The 12,718-nt window shown below is 36.8% G+C and carries 16 protein-coding genes and 1 pseudogene; 1 reads left to right on the top strand and 16 read right to left on the bottom strand.

All coding sequences use genetic code 11. The features are described from left to right. The 4 genes and pseudogenes from OPR58_RS10885 to OPR58_RS10870 form a co-directional block, all read right to left on the bottom strand. Entirely contained in the window at nucleotides 1–255 is a 255-nt protein-coding gene (locus OPR58_RS10885) for a PAAR domain-containing protein (RefSeq protein ID WP_265022689.1), read from the bottom strand. After that, complete coding sequence (locus tag OPR58_RS10880) at nucleotides 252–716, bottom strand: phage baseplate assembly protein V (protein WP_265018073.1); 465 nt, start codon at nucleotides 714–716, stop codon at nucleotides 252–254. The genes OPR58_RS10885 and OPR58_RS10880 overlap by 4 nt, the downstream gene beginning before the upstream one ends. Then, complete coding sequence (locus OPR58_RS10875) at nucleotides 703–1,176, bottom strand: hypothetical protein (protein WP_265022688.1); 474 nt, start codon at nucleotides 1,174–1,176, stop codon at nucleotides 703–705. Before OPR58_RS10875 ends, OPR58_RS10880 begins: the two co-directional genes overlap by 14 nt. Further along, nucleotides 1,173–1,517: pseudogene (locus tag OPR58_RS10870) on the bottom strand (phage tail protein); the annotation flags it as partial. The gene OPR58_RS10875 and the pseudogene OPR58_RS10870, both read right to left, overlap by 4 nt. Before the next feature lie 58 nt (nucleotides 1,518–1,575). Between OPR58_RS10870 and OPR58_RS10865 the strand changes: the two are divergent. Continuing rightward, nucleotides 1,576–2,368 (top strand): IS5 family transposase gene (locus OPR58_RS10865; RefSeq protein ID WP_264705175.1). Its coding sequence is split into 2 segments (ribosomal slippage): nucleotides 1,576–1,839 and nucleotides 1,841–2,368, totalling 792 coding nucleotides; the frame shifts between segments, so codons are not numbered across the junction. On the opposite strand, the gene OPR58_RS10860 is transcribed toward OPR58_RS10865, so the two are convergent. The 12 genes from OPR58_RS10860 to OPR58_RS10805 all read right to left on the bottom strand — a co-directional run bounded on the left by OPR58_RS10860 (nucleotide 2,363) and on the right by OPR58_RS10805 (nucleotide 12,616). Further along, entirely contained in the window at nucleotides 2,363–2,536 is a 174-nt protein-coding gene (locus OPR58_RS10860; RefSeq protein WP_265022687.1) for a hypothetical protein, read from the bottom strand. The genes OPR58_RS10865 and OPR58_RS10860 overlap by 6 nt on opposite strands. Continuing rightward, nucleotides 2,526–2,846 (bottom strand): head-tail joining protein, encoded by a 321-nt coding sequence (locus tag OPR58_RS10855; protein ID WP_265018070.1) that lies wholly within the window; start codon nucleotides 2,844–2,846, stop codon nucleotides 2,526–2,528. Before OPR58_RS10855 ends, OPR58_RS10860 begins: the two co-directional genes overlap by 11 nt. Further along, nucleotides 2,846–3,850 (bottom strand): major capsid protein, encoded by a 1,005-nt coding sequence (locus OPR58_RS10850; RefSeq protein ID WP_265022686.1) that lies wholly within the window; start codon nucleotides 3,848–3,850, stop codon nucleotides 2,846–2,848. Before OPR58_RS10850 ends, OPR58_RS10855 begins: the two co-directional genes overlap by 1 nt. Before the next feature lie 43 nt (nucleotides 3,851–3,893). After that, nucleotides 3,894–4,265: a head decoration protein gene (locus tag OPR58_RS10845; RefSeq protein ID WP_265022685.1), complete on the bottom strand. Its 372-nt coding sequence runs from the start codon at nucleotides 4,263–4,265 to the stop codon at nucleotides 3,894–3,896. Nucleotides 4,266–4,311: 46 nt separating this feature from the next. Further along, a complete protein-coding gene (locus OPR58_RS10840) occupies nucleotides 4,312–5,376 on the bottom strand; it encodes a S49 family peptidase (RefSeq protein ID WP_265022684.1) in 1,065 nt (354 codons plus the stop codon). Continuing rightward, a complete protein-coding gene (locus OPR58_RS10835) occupies nucleotides 5,373–6,791 on the bottom strand; it encodes a phage portal protein (protein ID WP_265022683.1) in 1,419 nt (472 codons plus the stop codon). The genes OPR58_RS10840 and OPR58_RS10835 overlap by 4 nt, the downstream gene beginning before the upstream one ends. Continuing rightward, entirely contained in the window at nucleotides 6,792–7,016 is a 225-nt protein-coding gene (locus OPR58_RS10830) for a gpW family protein (RefSeq protein WP_265018066.1), read from the bottom strand. After that, nucleotides 7,006–8,844: a phage terminase large subunit family protein gene (locus OPR58_RS10825; protein WP_265022682.1), complete on the bottom strand. Its 1,839-nt coding sequence runs from the start codon at nucleotides 8,842–8,844 to the stop codon at nucleotides 7,006–7,008. Before OPR58_RS10825 ends, OPR58_RS10830 begins: the two co-directional genes overlap by 11 nt. Further along, nucleotides 8,841–10,322 carry an ankyrin repeat domain-containing protein gene (locus OPR58_RS10820; RefSeq protein ID WP_265022681.1) on the bottom strand — a complete coding sequence of 494 codons (1,482 nt, stop codon included), beginning with the start codon at nucleotides 10,320–10,322 and terminating at the stop codon, nucleotides 8,841–8,843. Before OPR58_RS10820 ends, OPR58_RS10825 begins: the two co-directional genes overlap by 4 nt. A 2-nt stretch (nucleotides 10,323–10,324) precedes the next feature. Then, the gene (locus tag OPR58_RS10815) at nucleotides 10,325–10,804 is read right to left on the bottom strand and encodes a hypothetical protein (RefSeq protein ID WP_265022680.1); all 480 of its coding nucleotides are present in this window, start codon (nucleotides 10,802–10,804) and stop codon (nucleotides 10,325–10,327) included. A gap of 28 nt (nucleotides 10,805–10,832) precedes the next feature. Continuing rightward, entirely contained in the window at nucleotides 10,833–12,044 is a 1,212-nt protein-coding gene (locus tag OPR58_RS10810; protein WP_265022679.1) for a DNA modification methylase, read from the bottom strand. 113 nt (nucleotides 12,045–12,157) lie between these two features. Next, on the bottom strand, nucleotides 12,158–12,616 hold the full coding sequence (locus OPR58_RS10805) for a crossover junction endodeoxyribonuclease RuvC (protein WP_265022678.1): 459 nt from the start codon (nucleotides 12,614–12,616) through the stop codon (nucleotides 12,158–12,160). Between the last annotated feature and the right edge of the window lie 102 nt (nucleotides 12,617–12,718).

Genomic DNA, 12,718 nt, shown 5'->3' with positions numbered 1-12,718 from the left:
CTATTTTGCAAAGACGCTTTCACTGCCTTTTATTACTTTAAACCCACATGAAACTATATCTCCTACTCTTCCCGCTCCAAACCCATTTGCAAACACTGTTTTTGATCCTTCAGTTAATGCTCTTCCTTCACTAAAACTGTCTCCTTGTCTGCACATTGGCTTACCATTTACAAAAACATTATTACTGCCGCTAATGCAGAAATGTGGTATAGCTTCTCCACAGTAGTCTCCTAACCTCACTATTCCTTTGTTCAATTTAAGTCGATCCTTTCTGCTTTCAGTTTTATTCCACTTTTTGTCATTTCTATCTCTGATTTTCCTACTTTGAAATTTAATTTATCCACTACAGAAATTTCAAGATTCTTGCTCTCTTTGTCATACAATAACTTTGTTCCATCTTGAAATACTAAACTGTTAATCATTTCACTATTCTCTGGTGCAGAGTACTTTTGTTGATATATTCCAGCTAGTACTACTCCTAATGATAGTTCACCAAGAGGAGAAAATACCACAACTTGTTCATCGATATCTGGCGGAGACCAATCTCTATCTTTTCCTGCTTTGCTCGTTATCCATGGTAAATAATCTGTTAAAAATTCTCCTATTTTCACTCTTACTTTTGCTTTTTCATAATCTACTTCTTTTACAACTCCTATACGAATGATATTCGCTACTTTTCTCTGTAACTCTGCAATGGCAAAATTATTTTCCAACATGCATTTCTCCCACTACTATTTTATGTGGTTTGATTTTCCCCTCTTCCCATACTGATTTACCTAAATGAAGCTGATGACTCCAATCAACCATCCACACCAAATATGCATCTAATTCGGGTCTAAATCCATCAGGCTCTGCAGAAAAAAATTCAGCCGGAGATACATTCTTTTCCCAGGTATTCTTGTTCACTACTCTTGCAACCTCAGCAGCTAAAGATCTGACAATAATAGGGGCATTTTCTATTGTGCTATCAATCACAATTCGTGCCTCAAATCTTGCCTTCAGCGCTAATTCTTCTGTTCCTGGATCATGTCCTTTTTCAAAGCCACTAAGTTCCACAAACACCGCTGGTGCTACCAATTCTTTTCTTATCGATGGATAAATTTCACATGTCTGTATAGACGATATTTCTCTCTTCAGCGTAGTGCAGATTGCGTTATGCAAATCTTTAAAATTCATATATTTCTTGTAATATCACGTTCAAAGAACTTTTCAAACACTTCCTCAACCTCATAATTAACAAGATTCCCTATTATCCTTGAAGCCTCTGGTTCCAATGGTAGTTTTATTTCCTTTATCGGTAATGCTGCTCTCCCTTCACGTTTAAAAGCTCCTTTATAATCTCTTGGCATTGTTGCAGTAAATGCTCCAATAAACTCATGTTTTCCTACTTTCGTACCTCTCCTTGTTTGTCTCACTTTACCAATTAATGAAGTTCTGACGTCATACAGATTCGCTCTAATTAATACGTTCAACCTGCTTGTCTTTGCTTTAAAGATTCGTAGCCTTTTTCTCAGAACCTGTACATGATCTCAAGAAAGGAATAAACTAAGAGATAATGTATATAAGTTAGGATATATGAGGAGTTTATACCCAAGTAATATAAGTCGGGAAAGATTTGAGATTATATTACCAGATCTAGAGTCCTGTAGAAAAAAAACAAAACCAAGAAAACTTGATTTGTATGATGTATTTTGTGGAGTGTTATACGTTCTGAAAAGCGGTTGTCAGTGGAGAATGCTACCAAAAGAGTTTCCAAAATGGCGCAATTGTTACGACTATTTTAAGAAGTGGAGTGAAAAACCAGATGCAAATAAAGAAAGTGTTCTGGAGCTGGTGTTAAAAAAAAATAGTTGGCGTAGTCCGACAAAACAATGGTCGGAAAGAAAAAACCAGCTTCTGCATAATTGATGCACAGAGTGTAAAAAATGCAGATACTGCTGAAGAAAAAGGCTACGATGCAGGCAAAAAGATTTCAGGAATAAAACGCCATATTGCAGTAGATACGCAAGGTTTGCCACATGCAATTTATGTAACAACAGCAGAGATAACTGACCGTAGCAGTGCTGTGAGAATGGTAGAAAATGCAAAAGAAAACCTCTCAGGAGTTAAAAATGTACTGGTTGATGCAGGCTATACGGGAGAGAATTTTGCAACACAAATAAAAGCAACTATTGGTGCAACTGTTGAGGTAATAAAACGCAGTGAATTACATACCTTTGCTGTATTGCCAAAAAGATGGGTTGTAGAGCGTTCTTTTGCTTGGTTGGAAAAATGTAGACGGTTATGGAAAAATTGCGAGCGTAAACTCAACACCAGCTTGCAAATGGTAGTTCTTGCTTTCACTGCTTTGTTCCTCAAAAGATTATGAACAGGTTCTCACTAACATCGATTTTATTCTCTTTTCTTCGCTAATTTCCTTAGCAGCTTGGGATTTTAGCCATAGTGTTGTTTTATTCAGTGCTTTTGCTACTACTAATTTGATTTGAGCTTCTTTTCCTCTGATATCACTTATTACCTGATTTATATTATGAAACACTTCCTTCTCCTACGGCTTGAATCTTCCATATTTCACTTGAAGAATCTTTTAACGGCGGTTCAAAAATCTTATAGAATCTTTTTTCAATCTTGATATAATCACCTATGCTAAAGGAAGTAACGTCCTCACTGCGTATCTCTATTGAGGCAATTTGCTGAGTTAATGCTCCATCTACACCTAAAGAGTACGTAGTCTCAGGACGTTTAATTAGCGCTTTTATTTTTCGAATAGCCTCTTTATTTTTATTACAATATATGGCTTCCACTCCTAGATGCTCAAAACAATCCTTCAATAACTTCTCTATACTCATCAACTTGCAGTAATTTTGATTAATACTCCAGGTCTATGGCACATTGGCAGAGGATTTGACTGTGTATGTAAATCGGTCCCTCTATCAAATCTTCTTGGCTCTTGTTTTGCATATAGTGGCTGCCCAAGAGTATTTACTGTTTCATTAAAATCTGCTGGTGCAAAATATGTTGTAAATGTGCTTGCTGTTCCTACTGGAAAACAGTGCCCTGTATCTTTCTCAATAAATCTTCTCACAGTTCCTTCAGGGTCAGTTGCTTGCCCTCTATATTCCTCAAATGTGATTCCGCAGAATGTAAATCCTGACCTCATATCATTTCTTAGCGCTGCTCCTTCTTGCCATCTCTCGTATGCTTCTTTCACTTTACTATGCGAAGTTAGTGCATCAAAAAACTCAGGGCTTACCAAGGCATGAACTCCTGTCATATATTCACCACTTAGATTATCTTCTATATGCCGGAGTACTTCCAGACACTTACGTTTTACATCAGTTGTTGCAGTTCCTAGTGCAAAATTTACTACTTTTGGTGTGATTTCAAATTCGTTGTACAGATTTAATAATTCTGACCCATCAGCATCTAAAATTATTCCTTTTAGCGCTCCCATTCGCAAATGCTCTAATGTTATTGCATGTTTGTTTCTCATCAATTGCAAATGATCGGTTATTACATCTGCCAGCGCTTTAAGTTCACTCTCTGATCCAAATGCCCTTATTCCCTGTACTTCCTCTGGTAACACTACATCATCATGTGGAATATGTGGAATCGTAAATGTTCTTACCTTTCTTTTTCCTCTTTTTCCTACTGTTGCTGGTGCTCCGGGTACTTGCGTTGGTAGTAAACTTAATACTCCATTTTGCTCTTCTATCGTAATATGTCTAAATCTTACTGACCTACTTGGAAATAAATTTAAATTTTCAACCCGTCCATAATTTATCGGCAATATATTCATCGCATTAGTTAGTGCCGTCATACTAAATGCTGTATTTGTAAATGGATTTTGCATTTTTTCTTTTCCCCCTTTGTGTTTTTTATTGTTTAATATAGCTTTAGACTGCTTTACGAATAATGATCCCTCGTGTTTCAAGTTGCTTTATTGCTGCATTTTTCTGCTCTTCAGTGATATTTGCTGGCCATACAACTGCATGATCTGCTAGCATTGCACCGCGAGCAATAATTACTCCTTTAGCATTTTCCTTTGCGTTTACATCACTTGAAATTACTCCTATTGCCGTTTGTGTGCCGTCTGTTCCAGTGGGATTAAGTACTCTAATAAAACCATCTTCCGTCTTTTTGGCAACTACTGCACCAAGCTTAAGATTTTGACCTTTAGCTACTGTTATTTGGTCTCTTGAATATAGATTTGAAACTTCGTATTTCAGAAGATCCCCAAGGTTATTTTGTTCTGTTATAGTACTCATTCTGCTTTTCCCCTTTATTTTTTACTTTTGTTATACTACGAATATTCTAAATGCCAGATTGTGCACGACTTCTTGCTACCTGCATCATTAAATCTTCTGACGAATTCTGTGGTAATGTGCTTAAAATTTCAGTCTTCATTGTTCGTTCTGCAAGTATCGACATTAATATTTCTTGTGCTTGTTTGCTGCTAACATTCTGCTCTATAAATTCTCCTATTTTCTCTGGCATTCGTGATAAGTTGCATAAACGTATTAATTCAAGAACTTCAGCATGATAACTGTCATTTTTGATTTTATTAGTTAAATTATCAGTTTCTAGGTCAGTTATAGTTTGTTCATTCATAGTAATACTCCTGTTTTTATTAATAGATGAAAGAATTGTCATTCCATCTGCAAGACCCATCTCTATTGCTTTCTCGCCAAAATATAGCCCTGCTTCAGTATTTTTTATTGCCTCTACAGAGAGGCTTCTATTCCGCGCTATTAGCTCAACCAGCATTCCATATAAACGATTCACTTCGCTTTTTAGATTTTCTAAACTCTCAGAAGTTATTGGCTCATGTGGATTTAAATCATTTTTTCTACTTCCAGCAAATACTGTAGTATATTTTATCCCCTGTTTTTCATCAAACCCACTTTGATCTATATGATTTGCGATTACCCCTATACTCCCAACTCCTGAAGTGCGGGTGAGAAAAATCTTTTCAGCACTAGAAGCAATTGCATACGCAGCAGAATACGCATCGTCATTTGCTATTGCAATAATTCTCTTTTTTGCTCTTGATTCATAAATAAAATCAGCAAGGTCAAACACTCCATTTACTTCTCCTCCTGGGCTATCTATATCAAGTAGAATCGTCTCTATGCTTTTATCTTCTAAAGCGCTCTCTATCTCTTCATGAATTTTTTCATATGATGTCATACCCAATAAACCATCAAAAGTTTCTGACTTTTTTGTCAAGATTCCATGTATCGGTATTATTCCTCTTTCACTATTTCTTACTGCATGTTTTATATTTTTAAAGATAGGCTGCTTTCCTGCTTGTAGTGACAGTAATTCAAAACTCCTTGGTTCTACCATTACACATCTGTTTAGCCATTGTTGTTTCATAGTACCTCTTGATTGGCCGTAACGTCAGAATCAAAACTTAAGCCCAGTTCACTTGCACGTCTTTGATCTTCTGCTATTTCTTGGTCAATTTCTTCTACATCGTAACCCATTTCTGATACTACTTCCGATCGACTCTTAAATCCATTTCTTACTGCCATTTGCTGTGCTTGCTGATCTTTTAGTGGATCCACCCAATCAAATCCCTGCGGTATCCATTTTACTTCTTCTTTCGCTGCTTTTACTACTTTTTCATCTATACTCAGTTCTCCACAAAGCACTGCTAATTCTAGCCATCTACTCCATACTGGTCTGCAAAATTGAAATACTATAATGTTGTGTTGCAGCATAGCACATCGACGACGAAACTCTATTAATCCAGCTCTGATTGATGAATAATTAACGCCACTTAGATCCCCAGTTAGTTGCTCATATGTTATCCCTGTACCTATTGCTATTGCCCTTAGCTGCTGTCTCATAAACGCTTCATAACTTCCTCCAACATCTGACGGCTCTGAAAATTTTATGTCCTCTCCTGGGTCTAAAAGCTGCATTGTTCCTGGCTCTAAACCTGATAGTGCTACTCCTTGCTCATTACTTTCACCTTCTCCTAAAATATTTGCTTCTGGATCGAGCCTTGTAATAAACCCTGCAAACATCGCTGCTGTCTTTTTTCTCACTAATTCTGCATCATCGTATTGATCAAGCTCATAAAGCTTTAGCAGTATATTAGAAAGCCAAGGTTCTCCTCTAATTTGCCCAGGTCTTAAAGGTCTATAAATATGTAAAACATCATTTGCTGGTACTCTCACTGATTCTCCAAATGATCCTTCGCCTGGATGTTCTCTAAATAAGTAATATGCTTCTCTCTGCCCAAGTCTATTGAACTCAATCCCGTTTCTTATTACATTACCATTTCCTAAAGTTTGATTTGTTTTATTATCTAAATGTTCAGACTCAAGTACTTGCAGTTGTAATGGTACAGAAAATCTATCTTCCAGCTTTCTCGTTCTTAAACGTACAAAACATTCTCCTCCCTCTATCATACTTCTGCATACTAGAGCCTGCAGACCATAAAAATCACTTATTCCACAGCTATCTGCTTCGTCTGTCCAACGTAGCCATAATTCTTGTACTTTCTTTCGAAATTCTCCATCTCTTGCTTTTGATTGTGGTTTTATTCCTGTTCCAATAGAGTTACTTACTATCGTATCAATTATATTTGCTGCATATGGATTTTTTCTCACCATATCACGTGATCGACTACGTAAAGTTTCAAGGTTTTGAGACAGCAAATTGTTTATACTTCCTAACTCTGGTTGAAAGTGAAAAAATCTTCTTCCTGAGCCTGCTGCATCCCAAGTAGAACTTTTGATTTTTGGTTTGTTAAACAATTGCTTGAAGGTTTTTAGCAGCATTTATAAAATTCCTTTACTCGTTGAAAAAACAATTTTCCTCTTTGGGTTCATACCTGCAACTTTTAACTCAGCCTTAATTCGTTGTCTTAAATTCAATAAATCCTTTATTTGAACTTCCCCGTACCGCACAACATGATCACCATATGCAATTGAGACAACTCTTTCTCCGCTTTGCAGTTTTTGAATTGCTTTCTCAACTTGAGTTAAATATTCTTCACTGTACATTTTGACTACTAAGCCATTTACTCTGTCTTAATTTTTTAGGCTTTTTGCTTTCCATTTTTCCACTTAAACTATTCCATTTACTCTCTGGCCATCTGTCTATTCCCAGTGCTATCGATGCTGCTCTTGCGTAAACTCGGCAATCTAGTACTTCATTTCTTTCTCTTACCTTTTGCCACTCTTGTTTGGTGTATCCTTTCACCACTTTGCTGACTAATTGCTCTGCCGTTAGCTGCTTAAAATATTCAGGTGCATACTCAGGAAAATGACAATATCCAGGTAGAGCTTTTCCTTCTTCTTCTTTTAAAATATTAAGTAATTGAAAAAGCTCTGACTTTAATATCGATACTCCTACTGGCCATAGCTTTATTCCTCTTTTCAGCTTTTGACCACCAACTGTTATATCTACTCTACTTGGGCTACTAAGTGGCACTAGTGCTTTATTTACACCTTTTACTGCCATTACTCTTCCAGATCCTTGATGACCTCTTACCCAGTTGTATACTTCTTGCGTTGCATATCCAGCATCTACCGCCATCATGCTTATCATATATTCAAGTCCATTTTCACCGATAAAATGATGATTTAAGAGCTCAGAGAGTTTTCCCCATACTTCTCCTCTTCCAGTATCACCTTCAAATACTCGGTAGTCTATTGACCAACTTTCACGGCTTTTTCCCCATGCTACAACTTCCACCTCTAGACGATCTTTTTGGACATCTACTCCTGCTGTGAGAACTACTTCGCCTTTTGGTACTGTGCCTACGGGAAAAAATTCTCTCCTGTTAAATAATTGCTTCCAATCTGGTACTTCTCCTTTGTCTACCCAGGTTTCTCCAAGCGTTGTATTTATCCAAACTTTCAGTAATTGTTCACTTTCTTTGGCATGGAGAAAATCTTCTACTGCTTGAGTCCAGCTATACCAGCCTACTGGACTATAAAGACTTGAAAGATGAAATCCTTTTTTCTCACCTTTTACTCTATTAGTAGCTCTCCATTCTCCACGTTCTAGCATCTCTGTCTTTTGATGATTTTCTATTTTGCCGCTACATTCAGTGCAGACATAATGTGCTGTTCTTGAGTCGTTATTTTCCCATTTTATTTGTGACCATTTTAGAACTTGATAGTAATTACAATGCGGACATGGTACAAAAAAATATCTCTTATCTGTTGCTTCAAATTCTTTCTCAATTCTGCTTATTCCATGAATCGTTGGTGTTGATACTAAAAAAATCTTTCGCCGTGCAAATGTATTAGTACGGGCTATGCTGAGTAAAACTGGATCTCCTTCACCTCCCGAATCTCCTGGATACGCATCTATCTCATCAAGAAAGAGATATTTTACTGGCATAGATCTCAGTCCTACACTGCTATTTGCTCCAGTAATCACAACTATTCCACCTGGAAACTCCTTACTTTGTACAGTATTGCCTGAATCTCTTGATCTTGGGTCTTTTACTTTACTTTTTAAACATGGTGTACTTTCTATTAACGGCGCAAATCTTCCTTTTGACCAACGCTTTCCCATTTCAACTGTTGGCTGTACTACCAGCATTGGACCTGGTGTTTGATCTATAATATAGCCTATCCAATTATTTCCTGCTTCTGTTCCCCCAATCTGCGCTCCTTTCATGAATACTATTTTTTCAGCCGGTGAAGAAGGAGATAGTGAATCCATGATCTCTTTTAAATAAGGAGTTCTCTCTGTTCTCCATTTTCCTGGCTCTGATGCTGCAGTTGCTGCTAAAACTCGATACTCATTTGCCCACTCTGACACTTTAAGCTGGGGATCTGGTCTTAAACCTTCAGAAAATGATGTGGCGTATATCATATTGCTAGCTCTTCACCATCATTAGATGATACTTCAACATCACTTAAAATAGAACTGCACTCACTTGTTTTCTCACTTTCGAGTTCAATAAACATTTTCTTTTCAAGTGCTTCTTCTATATACTTCTGAATTAAATTACTCATTATTATTGCAGCTATGAGCGCAACTATTCCCACCATTACCGCAGCTATAATGTTAGGGTAAATTCCTACTATCGCTATTGCGCATATTGTTATAGTGACACAGATGATATTGGTATATTTCTTTATTTTTTTGTCTGCTATTTTCCTTTCTTCAAAATATTTATTGCTCAATAAATGAAATGTTGGAAAGTTCTTCTGTCTTCCAAATAACACTATTTCCTTCTCTTTGCTCAGTAATTTTATTAATTTTGCGTTGTTCGTTATTATTGCATACTGAAAAACATCCGTGGCATCTGCTCCTCTCTTTAGCAACAACTTTACTACGTTAAAGTGACCATGCTTTGCAGCAACATAAATTCCCGTTTTTCCACTCTCATCTACAGCATCTATTTCAACTCCTTCACCAAGAATACCGTCTATTAGGTCTTCATATCCTTTTCTGGCAGCTAAATGAAGCAAACTGTTTTTATCAGCTCCGTATCTATTACTTGCTAAAATCTTTACTATATCTAATCTATTTGCTTCTTTTGCATAACAAAATGGTGTCTTGCCATTATCATCCTTAATTAAAGGATCTATATCCTCTCGGGTTAGTAATACTTCTACTGTTTTAAGTCTTTCAGCGTAATGTAGTGGTGTTTTATTTTCATAGTCTTGTAAATTAACTCCAGCATTAGGAACATTTATTAAGCATCTTACAATATCTAAACATAAGTCCCTTTCGTCGTAATTACTACTACTTATAGCTACGTGCAAAGAAGATAATTTCATTGCATTTCTGCCGCTACCAGCTATATTGACATTCGCACCAAGATTTGAAAGTAATTTTACTACTTCTAGCTTCTTGTTGTTTACTGCATAATGAATTGCTGCATGATTTCTCACGTCAAGAACATCCTTATCCGCGTTTCCTTCTCTAATTAAAATTTCTACTATTTCTTCATGTCCAGCTCCTGCCGCTAAGTGTAATGGTGTATGTAGTAAAGCATTCTGCTCATTAACATTAACTCCTTTGTTAAGTAAAAATCTTACAGCATTTGCTTCATTCAACATCGCAGCTAAGTGAAGCAAGCTATCTCCCTCTGATCCATATTTATGATTGATTAGTGCTTGTAATATTTCTTCTCTTGCACAAGAAAGCGCACTTTTACCATCATCATCAGCGATCAGTGGATTAATATTTTTCCTGTTCAGTAAGAGTGCAACCATACTAAGCTCGTTAATTTCTACTGCATAATGCAGTGGTGTCTTTCCGTTTGATCCTCTGACATTAACATCTAATCCAGGTTGATTAATGAGGCACTTTATTAATTCTAAACTTAACTTAGCAGACATTATTAAAATTTAGCGTTAGATAATTCTTGTAATGAGTTTGTAATCTCTTCGGTTAGCGCCATATGAATCTTTTCAGTGTCACTCAGTGATGCAAGCAGTGCTGAAACTCTATTTGGAATATTAAGTAAATTATTACGGACAACTCTTGCCACATTAAATGCATCGCGCTTTACTTCTTCTACTGCTACAAGTTCTCCTATCTCAGCCTTAGCTTTCGCCTCAAGTAGTTTACCACGTTCCATTTCATTTTTTATTCGAGTTTTAAGCAACATTGTGGAAAGGTTACTTGTATTTTCGTTTTCTGGATTTTTCCTCCTCAGTGGCTGACTTGGATCTCTGATTGTTTCTATAGCCCTGTTTGCTTGTTCTCGGTCAATGAGTCCATCCTCCAACTCAACTATTCCTTTTTTTACTAAATAACAGACATATTGCTTTGATACTCCTATCTCTCTTGCCCATTCTGTTTGTGTGATTTTTTCCACTCTTTTCCTCCTCTCTTTTCGCTCCTTTTTACGAATTTTCTTCTTGAATTTCCGCAAAAGTTTTACCAGTACTGGCTAAAAGGGCATCTCTTCCGGTATATATTTGCCAACGTTTTATGGTTACATCTACAAATTTTGAATCTAGCTCTATTGTCCTGCAAATTCTTCCTGTTCTCTCACATGCAATCAATGTGCTACCAGAACCACTAAATGGATCAAGTACTATATCTCCTGGTCTACTGCTATTAACTATTGCTCTTTCCATTAATTCTACTGGCTTCATCGTTGGATGTAGTGTATTGTGCGTTGGCTTATCATAAAACCACAGATCACTTTGATTTCTTCCTCCATGCCACTCACGTTTATTGCCGCTTTTCCATCCATAGAGCATTGCTTCGTATTGTCTTTGATAATCTGATCTGCCTAGCGTAAAGTGATTCTTTGCCCAAATGATAAATGTCGACCAACGACCACCTGCTTCTTCAAATACTTTTTGCAAGGTTGAAAACTCTGATGATGATATGCAGATGTAAATTGCACCTTTCGTATATGCTAAAATATTGGAACAGATGTCGTAGAGAAAAAGCTCATACTTTTCACCTTGATTATCATTTAATATCTTTTTGTCTTGGCTACTACCATAATCAACGTTATATGGAGGATCACACACGGTAATATCTGCCATCTTGTCATCCAATACCGCTTTAAATGATTCAACTACAGAGCTATCACCACAGTAGATTCTATGACCACCTAAAATCCATAGATCACCTGGTTTTGTTACTTCTACTTTTTTGTCATCACCAGCTAAGTCAGAAAGATCTTCTTCTTCACTATCTAAATCATCGAGAAAGTTTTGAACTTTTTCTAGCTCAAATCCAGTCATTTTAAGGTCAAACTCCAAATCTTCTAACTCTTGAATTTCTACCTTTAAAAGATCATCGTCCCACTTTGCCCAATTAGCTGATTGATTGGCAAGTAACCGAAAAGCTTTGGTTTGGGCTTCACTTAAGTTATCACTGAGCACCACTGGAATACTCTCCATACCAAGTTTTCTTGCTGCTTTAAGTCTTAAATGACCGTCAACTACAGTTCCATCGCTTTTTGCAACTATCGGAATACGAAAACCAAACTCCCGAATTGAAGCGCACATTCTGTTTACTACGTCATCATTTTTACGAGGATTACGCTCATATTCGACGAGATTTTGAGTAGGATAGTAGTGGATTGCTAAATTCATATAATTTAAATTCTTAATAATTAAAAAGTTAATATTCAAAATATGTCTAACACTAGAAAAGGCCTGAGGTCGAACCCACCAAACCCGCCAGTATGGCCGAAAGGACCCACTTTTTATGGGTTTTTTGTCTTATTAATATCTTTACTAATATAGAACATTAATGCCAAAGCATCGGCCTCATTATCATCTCTAGGTGAAAAACTTTTTTCACGTATCGCTTCAATAACTTCACTCTTACTTGCATTGCCTTTGCCTGTTATAAAGCGTTTTATAGTTTTAACATTAACACCCTGGTAGGGAATATTGTTCTCTTCACACCAAGCAGATAGAACGGCAAGAAAACCGCCATAGCAATGGGCTGCATCAGTTCCAAGGTGTCTTCTCACTTCTTCAAAATACACTGCAGTGAACTCATGTTTCAAAGAATTAAGCCAATTACGAAAATTCAAGAAGCACATGCCACCTCCGCTAAAACGACTACCATGAAAGCCTTTGCTTCCACTTTCAATTATTCCATCTGTTAGAATTGCCCAGCCCGTTTGCTTGCCTAGATCTAGTGTTAGGATTGACATTTATTTGAAACTTTTGTGTTTGAAGCGCGTAGAGGTAAACTAACCTCGTTGAAACAATGCCCTTCTATTATATATATACCGGATTTCTTACTACTTTTTCCG

The organism is Wolbachia endosymbiont (group B) of Ischnura elegans, assembly GCF_947251585.1.
Taxonomy (GTDB): domain Bacteria; phylum Pseudomonadota; class Alphaproteobacteria; order Rickettsiales; family Anaplasmataceae; genus Wolbachia.
This window is presented reverse-complemented; position numbering and strand designations above follow the sequence as displayed.